Origin of the sequence: Ramlibacter sp. AN1015 (genome assembly GCF_037726105.1) — a bacterium.
Lineage (GTDB): Bacteria > Pseudomonadota > Gammaproteobacteria > Burkholderiales > Burkholderiaceae_C > Ramlibacter.
Window position 1 is genome coordinate 43,554 of record NZ_JBBJUM010000001.1, and the last position, 17,888, is coordinate 61,441.

A 17,888-nucleotide genomic window follows, 5' to 3' on the forward strand; every position below is an offset into this window, starting at 1 on the left:
GCACTTCTTCCCACTTTATCAGGAAAACTCAACGGCGCAAGTCGCCTGTGCCAAAAAATCCAATGGAATCAATGACTTAGAACGCTTTTCTACGAAAGCGACAGGGGAAAATGCGTTCTGGATGAAGCACTTAGAGAGAGGACTGCAAGTGATGCATGAGGCCGGCCATGCACCTGGATTCGTGCGGCCGCGCTGTGGGTTTGCGGCGTCGGAGCGAATCGGCTGAACCGGCGAAGACCGACTGCAAGCGCACGGGATTGCCCCACGTGCGCCGCCACGGCAGCAGGCAGGCGAAAGACGAAAAACGAAAGCGGCGGGCAAGCGCGGCAGCCCGGTCCCAGGGACCAGGCTTTGCGCGGCAGGCGGCGCTGCCGCGCCGACGGGCGGAACTACAGGATGTAGCGGCTCAGATCTTCGTCCTTGCTGAGCTCGCCCAGGCGCTCATCGACATACGCCGCGTCGATGCTGACGGTCTTGCCGCCCAGGTGGGCGGCATCGAAGCTGATCTCGTCGAGCAGCCGCTCCATCACCGTGGACAGCCGGCGCGCACCAATGTTCTCGGTTCGCTCGTTGACGTCGTATGCGATGCGTGCGAGCCGCGTGATGCCTTCCGGCGTGAACTCGAGCGTCACGCCTTCTGTGGCCAGCAGGGCCTGGTACTGCTTCACCAGGGACGCATGGGTCTGGGTGAGGATCGCCTCGAAATCCTCGACGGAAAGCGACCCCAGCTCGACCCGGATCGGCAGGCGTCCTTGCAGCTCGGGGATCAGGTCGCTGGGCTTGGACAGGTGGAAGGCCCCGCTCGCGATGAACAGGATGTGGTCGGTGCGGATGGGACCGTACTTGGTGGACACGGTGGTGCCCTCGACCAGCGGCAGCAGGTCACGCTGGACACCCTGTCGAGACACCTCGGCCGCACTGCCGCCGCCCTCGCTGCTGCGGGAGGTGACCTTGTCAATCTCGTCGATGAAGACGATGCCGTTCTGCTCGGCGTTGTGGATGGCGGCGGCGCGGATCTCGTCTTCGTTGACCAGCCGGGCCGCCTCCTCGTCCACCAGCTGGCGCATTGCGTCGCGGATCTTGAGCTTGCGGCTCTTGCGCCGGCCTCCTCCGAACTGGCTGAACATGCCGCGCAGCTGTTCGGCCATGTCTTCCATGCCGGCCGGCCCCATAATTTCCAACTGCGGCTTGGCGTCGAGCAGCTCGATCTCGATGTCCTTGTCGTCGAGCTGGCCCTCACGCAGCTTCTTGCGAAAGTTCTGGCGCGTCGCGTTTTCCTCACCCGCGCCGGTGCCGGGCAGCAGCGCGCCGAGGATGCGGTCCTCGGCGGCGTCCTCCGCCCGGGTGCGCACCTTGCGCATTTCGGCCACCCGAGTCTGCTTGACGGCCATCTCGACCAGGTCGCGGATGATGGAATCCACGTCCTTGCCCACGTAGCCGACTTCGGTGAACTTGGTGGCCTCCACCTTGATGAACGGCGCGTCCGCCAGCCGGGCGAGCCGCCGCGCGATCTCGGTCTTGCCGACGCCGGTGGGGCCGATCATCAGGATGTTCTTGGGCGTGATCTCGGGGCGCAGCTTTTCCTCGACCTGCTGGCGCCGCCAGCGGTTGCGCAGGGCGATGGCAACAGCGCGCTTGGCTTGGTGCTGGCCGACGATGTGCCGGTCGAGCTCGGAGACGATTTCCTGGGGGGTCATGGAGGACATGGGCGTCTGGACGAATGGGCTGTTTATCCCAAGGATTCGATGGTGTGGTGCATGTTGGTGTAGATGCAGAGCTCGCCGGCGATCTCCAGCGATTTCTTCACGACATCCCGCGCCGGCAGCTCGGTGTGCTCGAGCAGCGCTCGGGCCGCGGCTTGCGCGTACGCGCCCCCGGAGCCGATGGCGATGATGCCGTGCTCGGGCTCGAGCACGTCGCCGTTGCCGGTGATGATCAGCGAAGCGTCCTTGTCGGCTACCGCAAGCATGGCTTCCAGCCGACGCAGGACGCGGTCGGTACGCCAGTCCTTGGTCAGCTCGATGGCGGCGCGCACGAGATGGCCCTGGTGCTTCTCGAGCTTGCCCTCGAACCGTTCGAACAGGGTGAAGGCATCGGCGGTAGCGCCGGCGAATCCGGCAAGCACCTTGTCGTGGTAGAGCCGACGCACCTTGCGGGCCGAACCCTTGATGACCACATTGCCCAGCGTGACCTGTCCGTCACCCCCGATTGCCACCTGCCAGCTGCCGTCCGGAAGGGGACGACGGACACTGACGATGGTCGTTCCGTGAAACTGTTCCATCGCAGCGACGTGGGGGCGCGGCGCAGGAATGCAAGGCGCGCGGTGGTAACGCTTGTCGTGGTGGACGTCACCGGGTCACCGCGTCACCGCGTCACCGCGTCACCAAGGCTGCAGGTCCTCTGTAACCGTTGCAGCGGAGGTTACGCTCAGTCGCGCCTCAGGTGCACCCGGGCAACGCCGTGAATGCCGACCACGCCGAAGAAGGGCGCGATCAGGCGGTGTACGTCGGTGAACTGGATCATGCAACCCTCGGACTGCCGCGCCGTAGACCAGTTCAGCAGGCTTCCCGCCGCAGCGAAATCGACCCGCACCAGGCGGCTGCAGGTGACCTGCAGCTCCTCGCCGGGCAGCACCGGCGGCAGCCGGTCCAGGGCCAGCGCAGCGTCACCGTACAGCGATCCCGCGAGTTCGCTGCGCAGCGGGCGCGGCGCCCGCGACGAGGGCCCGCCGTCGCCGTAGAAGCTGCTGGCCGCAAAACTCGAGACCACGGAATCGGAGAAGCGCTCCGCACCGAGTTCGCTGCCGTCGGCAGCGATCGCCTTGTATTGGCAGCGCGGTTTCTCCCAGGACGGCGGCGAGACCTCGTACGTCACGCAGTAGTCGAGCGCCACCAGCTCGAACTCGTCTGCCAGGTGCATCACGCGCAGCGCTTCCATGCGCAGCTTCCACCAGCCGACGCCCGCCGCTCGGTCGCCTGAGACCGTGTGCTGGCGCAGCAGCTCCTCGAGGCGCTCGGCGGCGAGGAAGTGCAGCCGCAGCGGCTGGCCGACCCACTGCGACAGCAGCCGGGTGAGCGGCTCCACCGCCGCTTCATCGATGCGGTTGATGCGCGCCCAGGACAGTCTGCAGGGGCCGCCGGCGCGCGCCACCACCGCCTGCAAGCCCGCGACGCCCTGCGTCGTGAGCACCGCCGGTGCGTTCCAGTCCGCAGCCGCCCGGGCCGCAGACGCATCGCTGGCGTTCGGCTGCGCGGAGGCGCCGAGCGTCGAATTTCCCGAGAGCACGAGCCACTGCGGCGCCGAGCGGTTGAACCGGCCCGCAAACTCCACGGCGGCCTCGTCGAAGGGCTCCTGCTGCCCGGTGGCGCGGTACAGGTCGAACAGGGCCAGCCAGGTCTCCACGTGCTCGCGGCGTCCGCCGTCCGCAGAGACCAGCCGGCGCAGGACCGCCTCGGCGCCGGCATCGTCGCCGTTGGCGAACCGGATCGCGGCGTCCTCCAGCTCGACGTCGTGGGCGTATTCCCCCGGAAGTGCATCGAGGGCGGCAGGTTCCGTCGGCTGGGCGAGCTCGAAGTACTCCGGCATCACGGAGGCGCGCACGTCTTCCGAAGGCGCTTGCGATGCGTGCTGCGCCGACGCTTCCATCGCGGCCATGGGGAGCGTGTCGAACTCGGGTTGGCTGGTGTCGGGCGAAACGCGGGCTCCGCCCTCCGTCACCACGGTGAACAGCACGGGGGGCTCGGCTCGCGGCGAAGCGCCTTCGGTTTCGACCGCAGGCAGCGACATCCCGGACATGGGAGACGTGTTCACGGGCAGGCCGCTGTTGCCGGCCGACAATCCGCCGGTGCTGGTGGGGTCGGCGTTGCGCGTCTTCCACCACTGCTGCGACATCTGCGCCTCGATCTCGTCGATCTTCTTCAGCGTGCTGGCTCGATCGTCCGGCCGCGAGGGCAGCGAGCTCTGGAAGAAAGAGGGCCGGCCGGTCGCGTCCTGACCCGACATGGCCTCCGACCGCCGCAGCTTGCGCAGCATGTCGAACTCGCGCCGGCGCACGAAATCGTTGCGCCGCTTGCGTTCGATCATCTCCTTGAGCATCTGCTTGGAGTAGCCGCTCTCGCGGGCCTCCTCGGGCGCATCGAACTCTCCCCAGCTGCCCGCAGGGTTGCGAACGAACCGGAAGACCTTGGCCAGAAGGCTGCCGCCCTCGCCCCCCTTGCTCTCTGCCATGGCGGCGTCGCCTACCGGATCAGTCGCCGAACATCTTTTGCTTGAGCTCGCGGCGCTGCTGCGCTTCGAGCGACAGGGTGGCCGTGGGGCGTGCAAGCAGGCGGCCGACGCCGATCGGCTCGCCGGTCTCGTCGCAATAGCCGTAGTCGCCGGCGTCGATGCGGGCGATGGACTGCTCGATCTTCTTGAGCAGCTTGCGCTCGCGGTCGCGGGTGCGCAGTTCCAGCGCGTGCTCTTCCTCGATGGTGGCGCGGTCGGCCGGATCGGGCACGATCACGGTGTCCTCGCGCAGGTGCTCGGTCGTCTCGCCGGCGTTGGCCAGGATGTCGCGCTTGAGCCCGAGCAGCTTCAGGCGGAAGTACGCCATCTGCTTTTCGTTCATGTACTCCGCGTCGGGCATGGCCAGCACTTCAGCGTCGGTGAGCTCTTCGACGCTCTTGGTCTTCCAGTTGTTGGCGAGCTTGGGGTCTTTCTTGACCTGGGCGAGGGGAGGCGTTTTGAGCACGTGGGGACTGGGTGTTTGGATGTAGCTGGCCTTCGGTGCGGTCGAGGCGACGGACTGCGCCATCGAGGGCACCGTGATCTGGGCCAGGCGCGCCGACGGTCGGCTGGCCCTGGGCGGATCGCCCCGAACCGAAGACACCGCCTTGGGCACGGCAGCTACGGGGGTGGAGGAGGAAACGCTCGCGGCGGAGACCGTCGCCCTAGGGGAAGGAGCGGCGGCAGGCGCGGCGGCACCGGAGGTTGCCCGGGCGACCGCGGCAGGGGCTGTGGCGACCGGACGGGTGGTGGTAGGTGAAGGGATAGCGGTACTTGCAGGTTGCTTGGCGGATGCCTTGGCGGAGCCCGTCGTCTTCGGCGCCACATCCGGATGGGCGGCACTCTTGCCCACCGCAGAAGCGCCGGGCCTGGACGCCGGCTTGGTGGTCGCCTGGGGTGCGGACTTGGCGGCGGGAGTGGTGGAAACGGCGGGTTTGGAAACGGCGGGTTTGGAGGTGGCGGGTTTGGGGGCGGCGGCCTTGGGAGTGACGGGCTTGACGGGCTTAGGGGTAGCGGATTTGGCGGCCCCGGCGGGCTTGCTGGCAGGCTTCGAAGCCGGCCTGGATGTCGTTTTCGGGGCGGGCGCGGAGGCCTTGCTGGAGGCCTTGGCGGCGGTTTTGCCGTCGGACTTCACCGCTGGCCGGGTGGCTGCGGACTTGGCTGCAACCGGCGCCTTGGCCGGGGAAGCGGCGGCGCTGCGGTTCGGCGTCGCGGGCTTTTTCGCGGACGGCTTGGCAGCCGCCCCAGGCCTCGGCGACACAGCCCGCGCCGCCGTGGTCACGGCGGCTTTGGCGCCAGTCTTGGCCGCCGCGCTCGGCGTCTTGACGGCGGACTTCATGGGCTTGGCTTTCACGGCCTGTTTCTGCGCCTTTACGGCGGGCTTGGATTGCGGCTTCACTTCCTGCCTCCTCGCGGCTGCGACCCCGATGGGCCGCTCGGGGCCATCCGACGCGCTACGCTGCACGCGGGACGAATGGCCGGCTTGGGGCGGAGTTATACCCGCTTTGGCAACAAGCTCGGCCTTTGGCTGCTCCGATGTCGCGACAAACCCCATCAGTTGCAGAAGAGAGACAAGCACGGCGCACAGCCCCGGTCAAGGAAAGCGCGAGCCTAGCGCATCGGCCGGCGCGCATGCCGCCTGCGATGGGGCCGCCTTGCTCTGGATCAAACAAGGCATTGCTGCAAGCCCTGCAGGAAGATGTCCTTGGGCAGGTCCAGCCCGATGAACACCATCTTGCTCTCGCGTGGCTCGTCGGCCCGCCACTCGGGACCGAGATCGCTGCCCATGAGCTGGTGCACGCCCTGGAAGATCACCTTGCGCTCGGTGCCCTTCATGTACAGAACGCCCTTGTAGCGCAGCATGCGCGGCCCGTAGATGTTGACGATGGCGCCAAGGAAGTCCTCGAGTCGGGCAGGGTCGAACGCCCGCTCGGACTTGAAGACGAAGCTCTTCACATCGTCGTCGTGATGATGGTGGTGGCCGTGCCCACCCTGCGCATGCGAGGGGTGGTCGCAGTGCTCGCCATGAACGTGGTCGTGGTCGTGGTCGTGGCCGTGGCCGTGGTCGTGGTCCGCGTCCTTGAGGAAGTCGGGATCGATCTCGAGCTTGGCGTTGAGGTTGAAGCCGCGCAGATCGAACACCTTCGACAGCGGCACCGCGCCGAAGTGCACCGCCTGCTGCGGCGCGCGTGGGTTCATGTGGCGCAGCCGGTGCATCAGCGCATCGGTCTCCTCGGCGGGCACCAGGTCCGTCTTGCTCACGAAGATCTGGTCGGCGAAGCCGATCTGGCGGCGCGCCTCCTGGCGGTCGTTGAGCTGCTGGGCCGCGTGCTTGGCATCGACCAGCGTGAGGATGGAGTCGAGCAGATAGGTCTCGGCAATCTCGTCGTCCATGAAGAAGGTCTGCGCCACGGGGCCGGGGTCGGCGAGCCCGGTGGTCTCGATGACCACCCGCTCGAAGTCGAGCAGGCCCTTGCGCTTCTTGGCCGCCAGCAGCTGCAGCGTGGAGCGCAGGTCCTCGCGGATGGTGCAGCAGATGCAGCCGTTGCTCATCTGGACGATCTGCTCCTGGGTCTCGCTGACCAGGATGTCGCTGTCGATGTTCTCTTCGCCGAACTCGTTCTCGATGACGGCGATCTTCTGGCCGTGCGCCTCGCTCAGCACGCGCTTGAGCAAGGTGGTCTTCCCGGAGCCGAGGAAGCCGGTGAGGATGGTGGCGGGGATGAGGCTCATGGTCGCGCTCGCAGATTCGGAGGTCCGCGAGTGTAGCGGCCTCGGGATGGCCGCGGGCCGCACGTGGGCGCAGGCAAACCCTAGAGGCCGCCCTGCCCGACCGCCGTCGAGCCCTTGCGCTGCACCACCAGCCCCTTGAGGTACTCGCCTTCGGGGAACACCAGGGTCATCGGGTGGTCCGGCGCGCCGCCCAGGCGCTCGGTGATGAAGCCATCCACGCCAGCGTCGATGCCGGCCGAGGCCACGATCTTGTGGAACAGCTCGAAAGGGATGCCGCCGGAGCAGGAGAACGTGAACAGCACCCCGCCCGGCTCCAGCAGCTTGAGGGCCAGCCGGTTGATGTCCTTGTAGGCCCGCGCGGCGCGCTCGGCGTGCGCTGCGGTGGGCGCGAGCTTGGGCGGATCGAGCACGATGGCGTCGAAGCGTGCGCCCTCCTCCAGCAGGCGGCGCAGGCTCGCGTTGACGTCGGCATCGATGAACTCGGCGCGGCCAGCGTCGAAGCGATTGAGCGCGACGTGCGCACGAGCACGCTCGAGCGCCGGTGCGGACGAATCGATCGAGGTGACCTGCCGCGCGCCGCCCGCCAGCGCCGCAACCGTGAAGCCGCCGGTGTAGCAGTAGCAGTTGAGGACCCGCTGCAGGCCCAGCCTTGCCACCGCATCGCGCAGTCGCAGCCGGTTGTCGCGCTGATCGAGGTAGAAGCCGGTCTTATGCCCTGTGGCGATATCGAGCGTGAGGCGCCAGTCGTGCTCGCGGATCGTGCATTCGGTGGCGCCGTCGCCCCGCAGCCAGCCGGTGGCGGGAGGCAGGCCCTCGAGCTGGCGGGCACTCGCGTCGGAGCGTTCGTACAGGCGCGTGAGGCCGGTGTGGGCCAGCAGCGCCTCGCTCAGCACGTCCTTCCATCGCTCGACGCCTGCCGACAGGAACTGCGCCACCAGCGTGTCGCCGTAGCGATCGACCACCAGGCCCGGCAAGCCGTCGGATTCGCCGTGCACCAGGCGCAGGCCGTCGCTGGCAATGGCAAAGCGCTGCCGCGCCTGGATGGCCTGTGCCACGGTGCGGTCGAGAAATGTGGCGTCGATGCGCTGCTGCGCCTCGAAGCTCCAGGCGCGCGCCCGGATCTTCGACACCGGACTGAACGCCGCCCAGGCGAGGAACCGCCCGTCGTGGGCATCGATGCGCACGGTCTCCCCCGGATCGGCGCCGCCCTTGGCGATGGCCGACTCGAAGACCCAGGGATGGCGGCGAAGGAGCGAGCGCTCCTTGCCTTCCTTGAGGCGAATGCTTTTCATGGCGGGGATTGTCGGGCGTGATCAGGACGTGCCGTCGCTTCGGCCTACGCACGCGCCCTTCGCGCGGCTCTGGGTCTCTCGAGGTCCATCTCCATCAGGTGCTGGGCGAGGAACCGCACCATTTGGCGCAGCACCTCGATATCCGCACCCTTCTCGGCCCCTGTAATCGCATCGGTTCATCGCGCAACAGGCCGAAGCACCTACCCCTTGCGCCGCGCCCGCGGATGCGCCGCGTCGTAGGCCTTGGCCAGGTGCTGGAAGTCGAGCCGGGTGTAGACCTGCGTCGTCGCGATGCTGGCGTGGCCGAGCAGTTCCTGGACGGCGCGCAGGTCGCCGCTGGACTGCAGGACGTGGCTTGCGAAGGAGTGCCGCAGCATGTGCGGATGCACCGGCGTCGCCAGCCCCGCCTGCAGGCTGCGCCGGCGCAAGAGTGACCAGACCGCGTGCGCTCCGAGCCGGCGGCCGCGCGCGTTCAGGAACAGTGCCGGCTCGAGCGCGGTGCCCCGCACCGCCGCCCAGGCTTCAAGGGCCTGCAGCGCCTTGCTGCCGACCGGCACGGTGCGCCGCTTCGCGCCTTTGCCCAGCACATGGGCCTCGCCCGCGGCCGCATCGATCCAGCCGCGCGCGGCGGTGCTGGCCTGCAGATCCAGGCCGACCAGTTCGCCGACGCGCAGACCGCAGCCATACAGCAACTCCACGATGCAGGCGTCGCGCGCCTCGCTCCAGGGGTCGGCGTCGGGGGCGCGAAAGCTCGCCAGCTGCACCGAGTCATCGACGTCGAGGGCCTTGGGCAGCGGCCGGGGCGAGCGTGGGGCACGTACGCCCAGCACGGGATTCGACGGAATGCGCCCGTCGCGCCCGAGCCAGGCGTAGAAGCCGCGCCAGCCTGAGAGGATCAGCGCGATGCCGCGGCCGCTGCGTCCGCCGGCGTGCATGCGGGCGACCCAGCGTCGCACATGCGTCGGCTCCACCTGCAGGAGCGCGACACCGGCCTCGGATGCGAACGCCTGGAGCTTGCGCAGATCGAGCGCGTACAGCTCCACGGTCCGCGCCGCGAGCCGCCTGCCGACACGCACGTGCTCGAGGTACTGCTCGACGAGTGCCGCGTCGTCCGCCATGGAGGTCAGTCGCGGCGCATGCGGGTAAGCGCGGCACTCGCCAGCTCGGCGATCCGCTCGAGGAAGTCGGTGCCCATGCCGCTGGAAAACCGCTGCGGATCGGGCGAGGCGAGCACCAGCATGCCGAAGGCAGGCGCGGTGCTGTTGGCGTCGCCCTCGCGCAGGGGGATGAGGGCGAGCGACATCGCCATGGACGGGTCTTCCAGCCAGCCCACGGCCTCGAAGCCGGAGTTGACGCCGCAGTAGGGCTGGGTGAGCGAGGTGGCGAAGGTGCGCGCGTCCTCGCTGACGCCCTGCGCGAAGGGCTCGCCCGCGTAGCGCCCCGCGACGCCCCAAACCTTGATCGCCACCTGCGGCACCATGAACTGGCTGCGCACCTCGGCGGCGATCGCCCCCGGCAGCGCCTCGTCGGCGCGCACCAGCAGCAACTGCCTCGCCCAACGCTGCAGGCGGTCGGCGATGATCATGTTCTCGTTGCCGTTGCGCACCATCTCCATGATGCGATGCTCGAGCACCTTGATCTTCTCGCGCAGCATTTCGGCCTGCCGCTCCTGCAGGCTCACGGCGCGATTGCCGTGCGGGCTGGTGAGCTGCACGCTGGCGAGCAGCTCGGCGTGGCGCATGAAGAAGTCGGGCGTGTTCGCCAGGTAGTTGGCGATGTCGTCCTCGGTGATGGGGTTCATGTCGGGGCTGCCGGTAATGCTCATTGGGGAATCTCTACTTCGCCTTCGAAAACGGTGGTGGCCGGGCCGGTCATGCGCACCGCGCTGCCAGCGCCGTCCCAGGTGATGGTGAGCACGCCGCCGCGGGTGTGCACATCGACGCGGCTGTCGAGGCGGCCCAGGCGGATGCCCGCCACCACCGCGGCACACGCGCCGGTGCCGCAGGCCAGGGTTTCGCCGGCGCCGCGCTCCCACACGCGCAGCCGGACGGCGTCCCGCGCGAGCACCTGCATGAAGCCCACGTTGACCTTGCGCGGAAAGGCCGGATGCGTCTCGATGCGCGGGCCCAGGCTCGTGACGGGCGCAGCATCGACATCGGCCACCTCCAGCACCGCGTGCGGGTTGCCCATGGACAGCACGGCCAGCGCAACGCGCTCGCCGTCCACCGACAGCGACCAGCGCTCCCAGTCGGCTGCCGGCTCCGGCTGCAGGCCAGCGGGGTCGAAAGGAATGTCAGGCAAGGCGAAGGTCGGCCGGCCCATATCGACCGTGACCCGCCCGTCGGGGAGCATCTGCAGCTCCAGGCGCTGGTTGACCGTCTGCACGGTGATGCGGGACTTGTCCGTGAGGCCGCGCTCGCGCACGAAGCGCACGAAGCAGCGCGCGCCGTTGCCGCAGTGCTCGACCTCGCCGCCGTCGGCGTTGTGGATCACGTAGGCGAAGTCGATGCCCGGAGCGGGCGACGGGCGCACCGACAGGATCTGGTCGGCGCCGACGCCGAAGTGGCGGTCGGCCAGCCAGCGGTACTGGGCGGCGCTGAGGTTCAGGGGCGCGCGGGTCTCGTCCAGCACGACGAAATCATTACCGGCACCCTGCATCTTGGTGAAGCGCACTCGCATGGCAGCGGATTATCCGCTGCGCAGTCGGCCCGGCGCGACAGAGGGTGCGCCGTCACTTCGATAATCGCCCGCATGGTCCGCCCCCAGCAACTGCTCCACCCCCAGCGCGAGCCGGCCGCCCTGCGCCGCGCCGCCACCGTGATCCTGATGCGCGATACCCCGGAGGGCGTCGAGGTGCTGATGACGCGGCGCTCGTCCCGCGCCAGCTTCGCCCCCGGCGCCTATGTGTTCCCCGGCGGGGGCATCGACGAGGCCGACGCCGCCGCGCACGGGCTGGCGGCACGCCGGCCGACGCAGGACAGCGTGCAGCTCACCGCCGCGATTGCCGCCATTCGCGAGAGTTTCGAGGAGCTCGGCGTGCTGCTGGCCCGCAATGCCGACGGCCACCCGGTCGCGCCTGAACAGGTTGCGGCGCTGCAGCGGCACGCGCCGCTCTTCGACCAGTGCCGCGCACGTGGCCTCACGCTCGCGGCGGACGCCGTGTTCGGGCTTGCGCACTGGATCACCGACCGCGACCTGCCGCGCCGCTTCGACGTGCCTTTCCTGGTGGCGCGCATGCCCGACGGCCAGCAGCCCGTGGCCGACGAGGCCGAACAGTTCGAGCCGGTGTGGGTGCGCCCCGGCGACGCGCTGGCGCGGCACGCCGCCGGCAGCTTCCTCATGATCTTCCCGACCATTCGCACGCTCGAGCGCCTGCGGGAGTTCCGCACCGTGGAGGCTGTGCTGCAGGCCTGCGCAGGCGACCGGCCGCTGTGGACCAGCTGCCCGCGCGCCGGCCTGCTCGCAGGCCAGGAAGCGCGGTACATGGAACACGAGATGCCTTACGGCGAGCTGGCGCTGGTCTGCCCCGACGGCCAGATCGTGCATGCGCTCGACTGGCAGCATGAGCGCCCGGTGCCGCTGCTGCGCCATCTTGCGCGGCTCACGGCATCCAACCGCGGCGCGATGACCGGGCCGGGCACGAACACCTATGTGGTGGGCGACACGGACACCGGATATCTCGTGATCGATCCCGGCCCGGACGATCCGGCGCACATCGAGCGCCTGGTGCAGGCGACCGGAGGCGACGTGCGCCTCATCGTCTGTACGCACTCGCACGCCGACCATGCACCGGGCGCGCGGCCGCTGCAGCAGCTGTGCGCCAGCAGGCCGCCGATCCTCGGCCTGGCAGCGCGGGCGACGGCGGGGCCCGAGGCCGCGTTCCGCCCCGATCGGGAGCTGCAGGATGCCGAGGTGCTTCGGCTCGAAGGCGGCGGCCGCACCCACAGTCTGCGGGTGATCACCACGCCCGGACACGCAGCCAACCACCTGTGCCTGCTGCTGCTCGAAGACGCGCTGCTGTTCTCGGGAGACCACGTTCTCAACGGGAGCACCACGGTGGTGAACCCGCCCGACGGCAACATGACCCACTACCTGGAGTCGCTGGACCGGCTGGCGCAGGTCTGTGGGGAACACGGCGTGGAGTTCATCCTGCCGGCGCACGGCCACGTGATCGGCGCAGCCGGCGAGGCGATCGCGCGGCTCAAGGCGCACCGCCTCGCGCGCGAGGCCAAGGTGGCTGCTGCGATGCAGGAGCGGCCCGACGGCGACCTCGACACCTGGGTGCCGCTGGTGTACGGCGACGTGCCGACCCGGATGTGGCCGATGGCCAAGCGTTCGCTGCTGGCGCACGTGGAGCGCCTGCGCGAGCTCGGACACGGGTGAGGCGCCTGCCTGCGGGCGCTGCGGAATGCTTCGGTGGAATGCCGCTGCGAATGACTCCTGGCGCCGGTGCCCGACCGGCACCGGGGTGAGGCGCGCCTGCGCGCTCCGGCAGGTTCGACTGCCGCGGCCCGCGGGCGCTGCGTCCGTCCAGGCGCTTGAGGCCGCAGAGGGGGAGCGCGCGTTCGCCAGCCCAGCATGAAAAAAGTGTGAAGCGCGCCGATACGCCGGATTCTGTGCACCACGGTCTCCCGTGATGTGACCGTCATTCCTCTGGGCCGTGCGTCGCCGACACGGCTCGGTGCTACCTACCCGCCAGCTCCCCGGGACACAGATCACCGCTGGCCTATTTGGTATTGCTGCGCGTAGAGATTGCCCGTTTCACCCGGCGCGGGTGCCCTTGCGAGCACCCGCGCCGACTCGTCTCTGTTGCTCTGATCCTCACCTCGCGGTGGACAGGTGTTACCTGCTACGCTGCCCTGTGCAGTCCGGACGTTCCTCCAGTGCGGCCTTTCGGCACCATGCACCAGCGACGGCCTGGCGTGCTTCACGGCGGGTATTATCTGCGCCCTCTCCCATCCCCCGTCTTTGGTCCGGTAACTACGGGCCCGCAAGACCATGATCCGCATTTCCGAAATCAAGCTGCCGCTTGCACAAGCGGAGCAGCCCGACGCCGCGCTGCGGGCTGCCGCCTGCCAGGTACTGGCACTGCAGCCGACAGACATCGAGCGCGTCGATGTGTTCAAGCGCAGCTTCGACGCGCGCAAGCCCGAGCTGGTGGCCGTCTACATCATCGATGTGGCGCTGCGCGAGCCCGCCCGCGAGGCCGGCGTCCTGGCGCGGCTGACCGGTCATCCGCATGTGGCCGCGGCGCCCGATATGGGCTGGTACCCGCCGGTGCAGGCTGCACAACCCCCTGAGCCGCGGCCGGTGGTCATCGGCTTCGGTCCCTGCGGGATCTTTGCGGCACTGGCGCTGGCCCAGATGGGCCTGCGGCCGATCGTGCTGGAGCGCGGCAGGAGCGTGCGCCAGCGCACCAAGGACACCTGGGGCTTGTGGCGAAAGGGCGTGCTGCAGCCCGAAAGCAATGTGCAGTTCGGCGAAGGCGGCGCCGGCACCTTCTCGGACGGCAAGCTCTACAGCCAGATCAAGGATCCGCGACACCTGGGGCGCAAGGTCATGGGTGAGTTCGTGCGGGCCGGCGCGCCAGAGGAGATCCTCTATGTCGCGCACCCGCACATCGGCACCTTCAAGCTGGTCAAGGTGGTCGAGAACATGCGCGAGCAGATCATCGCGCTGGGCGGCGAGGTGCGCTTCCAGCAGCGGGTGACCGACTTCCTGATCGAGAACTCAGCCGACGGCCGGCAGCTGCGCGGCGTCACCGTGCTGGACCAGGAGAGCGGCAACTCGCAGGAGCTGCGTACCGACCACGTGGTGCTGGCCCTCGGCCACAGTTCGCGGGACACCTTCGAGCGCCTGCACGAGCGCGGCGTCTTCCTGGAGGCCAAGCCCTTCTCGATCGGCTTTCGCATCGAGCACCCGCAGGGGATGATCGACCGCGCCCGCTGGGGCCGCCACGCCGGGCACCCGCTCCTGGGTGCGGCCGACTACAAGCTGGTCCACCACGCGAGCAACGGGCGCGCCGTCTACAGCTTCTGCATGTGCCCTGGCGGCACGGTGGTGGCCGCCACCTCGGAGCCCGGCCGCGTCGTCACCAACGGCATGAGCCAGTACTCGCGCAACGAACGCAACGCCAATGCGGGCATCGTGGTGGGCATCGAGCCGCGCGACTACCCTGGCGACGACCCGCTGGCCGGCGTGCGCCTGCAGCGGGCGCTGGAGTCGCGCGCCTTCGAGCTGGGCGGCTCCAGCTACGAGGCACCAGGCCAGCTGGTGGGCGACTTCATCGCCGGGCGTCCCTCGACGCAGTTCGGCGAGGTGCTGCCCTCCTACAAGCCCGGCGTGCTGCTCGGCGACCTGCACCCCAGCCTGCCGGGCTACGCCATCGACGCACTGCGCGAGGCTCTGCCCGCATTCGGCCGCAAGATCCGCGGCTTCGACCGGCACGACGCGGTGCTGACCGGCGTGGAGACCCGCACCTCGGCGCCGCTGCGCATCACCCGGGGCGAGGACCTCCAGAGTCTGAACGTGCGCGGCCTGTATCCCGCCGGCGAAGGTGCGGGCTATGCGGGAGGCATCCTGTCGGCCGGCGTAGACGGCATCCGCGTCGGGGAAGCGGTGGCGCGCAGCCTCGCCGGCTGACCGGCGCGGCCGTGCCACTGCCACTGCCACTGCCACTGCCACTGCCGCGGCACGGGGCAGCGACAGGGCGGCGGACCGGCGGCGCAGCACACGGGAAGCGCCCAAGAAAAAAGCCGCCCGCGGGCGGCTTCTCGGTGCAGCGAAGCCGCTGCAAGTTCAAGCGTTCTGCAGGGCGGCGATGCGCTCTTCGATGGGCGGGTGCGTGGAGAACAGCTTGCCCACCCCCGAGGTGATGCCCATGGACTGCAGCCCCTGCGGCAGCTGGCCGGGAACCATTCCGCCCAGCCGGGCCAGGGCGTTGATCATGGGCTGCTTGCGCCCCATCAGCTCGGCGGCGCCGCGGTCGGCGCGGAACTCGCGCTGGCGCGAGAACCAGGCGACGATGATGGCGGCCAGGAAGCCCAGCACGATGTCCAGCACGATGGTGGTCACGAAGTAGCCGATGCCAGGGCCGGAGCTCTGCGAATCGCGCCCGCGCAGGAAGCCGTCCACCACGTAGCCGATAACGCGGGAGAGGAACACGACGAAGGTGTTCATGACGCCCTGGATCAGCGTCATGGTGACCATGTCGCCGTTGGCGATGTGGGCCACCTCATGGCCGATCACGGCCTCGACCTCGTCGCGGGTCATGCCCTGCAGCAGCCCGGTGGACACGGCCACCAGCGCGCTGTTCTTGAAGGCACCGGTGGCGAAGGCATTCGGCTCGCCCTCGAAAATGCCGACTTCGGGCATGCCGATGCCGGCCTTGTCGGCGAAGCGGCGCACGGTCTCGACGATCCACTGCTCGTCGGCATTGCGCGGCTGATCGATCACCTGCACGCCGGAGCTCCACTTGGCAATGGTCTTGGACAGCAGCAGCGAGATGAAGGCGCCGCCGAAGCCCATGATCAGCGCGAAGCCCAGCAGCGCGCCGAGGTTCAGGCCGTTGGCCGTGAGGTAGCGATTGACCCCCAGCAGGCTCGCGACGATGCCCAGCACCACGACCACGGCCAGGTTCGTCGCCACGAACAGGAAAATGCGTTTCATTGCCTTGAAGCTCCGTCAGAAGGAAAGAAGTCGCGAGGACCGCACGGCGGGTCAGATGGGTGCAACCCGTCCGTTTTCAAGCCCGCCGAGCCGCAATCACGACCGTCGGGCTCGAGGCCTGAACACCAGTGAGTCATCGTAGTAGGAAAAGTTCTCGTTGGCGGCGCACCAGCCGGGCACGCCCAGCACGGGAAGCGGCGCAAAGGGCTTGGCCGCGAGTGTCGCTTCGTTGAACTGGTCGGCCAGCCAGGCATCCGCCCGCGCGAAGTCGGCCAGGGGCGCGGCGGCACGCCAGACGTGCGCCGTGAGGTCCTTGCGCGGTGTGAGCAGCTTCTCCAGCAGCGCGTGGCCGAAGATGAGCAGCCGGGCCTCGGTCCACAGCGGACGCAACTCCACGAACAGGCGTCGCCAGGCACGCTCGGCGAGCGCCTCCCACAGCGGCTGCGGCGCGTCCAGCAAGGCGCCGTTCTCGTCGAAAACGGTGATCGCATCGCGCACCGGGCCGCGCACGTGCGAAATGCCCTGGGCTGCGATCTGCGCGGCCTGCAAGGCGTTCAGCCTCGCCTTGGCGCGTGGCAGGCGCAGCCACACCAGTCCGTTGAAGAAGTCGTGCAGGTTGTCGCGGCTGGGGCAGCTGCGCGTCTCGAAGATGAAGCGCTCGTAAGGAACCTCGGGCGGCAGCGCTGCCTGGGACACGAAGCGCACGGGCACATCGGCCGGCAGCTGCGTCACCGCAGCGGTCCACTGCGCCTGCAGCGCCTCGTGCACCGGCGCCTGCGCCGCCACCCGCAGCGCGGCCGCCTCGCCTGGGACGCGCCACGGTGCGAACCACGGCGCCGACCACGCGATCAGGCCTGCGCCTTCCACGCCAGGGTCTCGCCTGCGCCCAGCGGCTTGAGCGCCGCTTCGCCGAACGGGTAGTGCTCGGGTACGGTCCAGGGCTGGCGGCGCAGCGTCAGGGTGCCGCTGTTGCGCGGCAGGTCGTAGAAGGCGGGACCGTGCACGCTGGCGAAGCCCTCCAGCCGATCGAGGGCGTCGGCGGCTTCGAAGGCCTGCGCGTACAGCTCGATGGCCGCATGCGCGGTATAGCAGCCGGCGCAGCCGGTGGCGTGCTCCTTGAGGTGCGCCGGGTGCGGCGCGCTGTCCGTCCCCAGGAAAAATCGGGGGCTGCCGGAGGTGGCGGCCTCGACCAGCGCCAGGCGGTGGGTTTCGCGCTTGAGCACCGGCAGGCAGTAGTAGTGCGGCCGGATGCCGCCGGTGAAGATGGCGTTGCGGTTGTAGAGCAGGTGGTGCGCCGTGATGGTGGCCGCGGTGAGCGGCCCGGCGTCGCGGATGTACTGTGCCGCCTCGCGGGTGGTGATGTGCTCCATCACGATCTTCAGCCCGGGAAAGTCGCGGCGCAGCGGCACCAGCTGCTGCTCGATGAACACCGCCTCGCGGTCGAACAGATCGATCTCCGGCGAGGTGACTTCGCCGTGCACCAGCAGCGGCATGCCGGCGCGCTGCATCGCTTCGAGCGTGCGGTGAACCTTGCGCAGGTCGGTCACGCCGGCGTCGCTGTTGGTGGTTGCGCCCGCGGGGTAGAGTTTGACCGCGACCACGCCCGCATCCCGCGCCCTCGCGATCTCGTCGGGCGGCAGCTTGTCGGTGAGGTAAAGCGTCATCAGCGGCTCGAACGCGAGGCCTTCGGGCACGCAGGCGAGGATGCGCTCGCGGTAAGCCATGGCCTGCGCAGCGGTGGTGACCGGCGGGCGCAGGTTGGGCATGATGATGGCCCGGGCGAACTGCGCCGCGGTGTGCGGCACCACGGCCGCCATGGCGGCGCCGTCGCGCACGTGCAGGTGCCAGTCGTCGGGTCGCGTGATGGTGAGCGAATCGGGGGCGGAGGGCATCCGGCGATTGTCGCATCGGGGTCGGACCACACGTCTG

14 protein-coding genes and 1 other RNA gene are annotated in these 17,888 nt (G+C 69.2%); 2 read left to right on the forward strand and 13 right to left on the reverse strand.

Features of this window, described 5'->3' with window-relative positions; genetic code table 11:
- Positions 1-389: 389 nt before the first annotated feature.
- The 9 genes from hslU to dapF all read right to left on the reverse strand — a co-directional run bounded on the left by hslU (position 390) and on the right by dapF (position 10,970).
- Entirely contained in the window at positions 390-1,706 is a 1,317-nt protein-coding gene (gene hslU, locus WG922_RS00215; RefSeq protein ID WP_340279779.1) for an ATP-dependent protease ATPase subunit HslU, read from the reverse strand.
- A 23-nt stretch (positions 1,707-1,729) separates the two neighbouring features.
- Complete coding sequence (hslV, locus tag WG922_RS00220; protein WP_340279780.1) at positions 1,730-2,281, reverse strand: ATP-dependent protease subunit HslV; 552 nt, start codon at positions 2,279-2,281, stop codon at positions 1,730-1,732.
- Positions 2,282-2,427: 146 nt separating this feature from the next.
- On the reverse strand, positions 2,428-4,227 hold the full coding sequence (locus WG922_RS00225) for a type IV pilus assembly protein FimV (protein WP_340279781.1): 1,800 nt from the start codon (positions 4,225-4,227) through the stop codon (positions 2,428-2,430).
- Positions 4,228-4,246: 19 nt separating this feature from the next.
- A complete protein-coding gene (gene dksA, locus WG922_RS00230) occupies positions 4,247-5,032 on the reverse strand; it encodes an RNA polymerase-binding protein DksA (protein WP_340280463.1) in 786 nt (261 codons plus the stop codon).
- A gap of 899 nt (positions 5,033-5,931) precedes the next feature.
- On the reverse strand, positions 5,932-6,999 hold the full coding sequence (locus tag WG922_RS00235; RefSeq protein ID WP_340279782.1) for a CobW family GTP-binding protein: 1,068 nt from the start codon (positions 6,997-6,999) through the stop codon (positions 5,932-5,934).
- An 80-nt stretch (positions 7,000-7,079) separates the two neighbouring features.
- Positions 7,080-8,291: a class I SAM-dependent rRNA methyltransferase gene (locus WG922_RS00240; protein ID WP_340279783.1), complete on the reverse strand. Its 1,212-nt coding sequence runs from the start codon at positions 8,289-8,291 to the stop codon at positions 7,080-7,082.
- Positions 8,292-8,491: 200 nt separating this feature from the next.
- Positions 8,492-9,409, reverse strand: a complete 918-nt coding sequence (locus WG922_RS00245; protein WP_340279785.1) for a tyrosine recombinase XerC — start codon at positions 9,407-9,409, stop codon at positions 8,492-8,494.
- Between the two features lie 5 nt (positions 9,410-9,414).
- Complete coding sequence (locus WG922_RS00250) at positions 9,415-10,116, reverse strand: DUF484 family protein (protein WP_340279787.1); 702 nt, start codon at positions 10,114-10,116, stop codon at positions 9,415-9,417.
- Complete coding sequence (dapF, locus tag WG922_RS00255; protein ID WP_340279788.1) at positions 10,113-10,970, reverse strand: diaminopimelate epimerase; 858 nt, start codon at positions 10,968-10,970, stop codon at positions 10,113-10,115. Before dapF ends, WG922_RS00250 begins: the two co-directional genes overlap by 4 nt.
- A gap of 72 nt (positions 10,971-11,042) precedes the next feature.
- On the opposite strand from dapF, the gene WG922_RS00260 reads away from it, so the two are divergent.
- Positions 11,043-12,674, forward strand: coding sequence for an MBL fold metallo-hydrolase (locus tag WG922_RS00260; RefSeq protein ID WP_340279789.1), 1,632 nt, complete (start codon positions 11,043-11,045; stop codon positions 12,672-12,674).
- Between the two features lie 204 nt (positions 12,675-12,878).
- On the opposite strand, the gene rnpB is transcribed toward WG922_RS00260, so the two are convergent.
- Positions 12,879-13,220, reverse strand: an RNA gene (gene rnpB, locus WG922_RS00265) — RNase P RNA component class A.
- Positions 13,221-13,289: 69 nt separating this feature from the next.
- On the opposite strand from rnpB, the gene WG922_RS00270 reads away from it, so the two are divergent.
- The gene (locus tag WG922_RS00270) at positions 13,290-14,933 is read left to right on the forward strand and encodes an NAD(P)/FAD-dependent oxidoreductase (RefSeq protein ID WP_340279791.1); all 1,644 of its coding nucleotides are present in this window, start codon (positions 13,290-13,292) and stop codon (positions 14,931-14,933) included.
- A gap of 156 nt (positions 14,934-15,089) precedes the next feature.
- Here WG922_RS00270 and htpX read toward each other — a convergent pair whose 3' ends face one another.
- The 3 genes from htpX to pyrC all read right to left on the reverse strand — a co-directional run bounded on the left by htpX (position 15,090) and on the right by pyrC (position 17,851).
- Positions 15,090-15,959 (reverse strand): protease HtpX, encoded by an 870-nt coding sequence (htpX, locus tag WG922_RS00275; protein WP_340279793.1) that lies wholly within the window; start codon positions 15,957-15,959, stop codon positions 15,090-15,092.
- A 96-nt stretch (positions 15,960-16,055) separates the two neighbouring features.
- Positions 16,056-16,826 carry a DUF3025 domain-containing protein gene (locus tag WG922_RS00280; RefSeq protein WP_340279794.1) on the reverse strand — a complete coding sequence of 257 codons (771 nt, stop codon included), beginning with the start codon at positions 16,824-16,826 and terminating at the stop codon, positions 16,056-16,058.
- Positions 16,808-17,851: a dihydroorotase gene (gene pyrC / locus WG922_RS00285; RefSeq protein WP_340279795.1), complete on the reverse strand. Its 1,044-nt coding sequence runs from the start codon at positions 17,849-17,851 to the stop codon at positions 16,808-16,810. Before pyrC ends, WG922_RS00280 begins: the two co-directional genes overlap by 19 nt.
- Positions 17,852-17,888 lie beyond the last annotated feature (37 nt).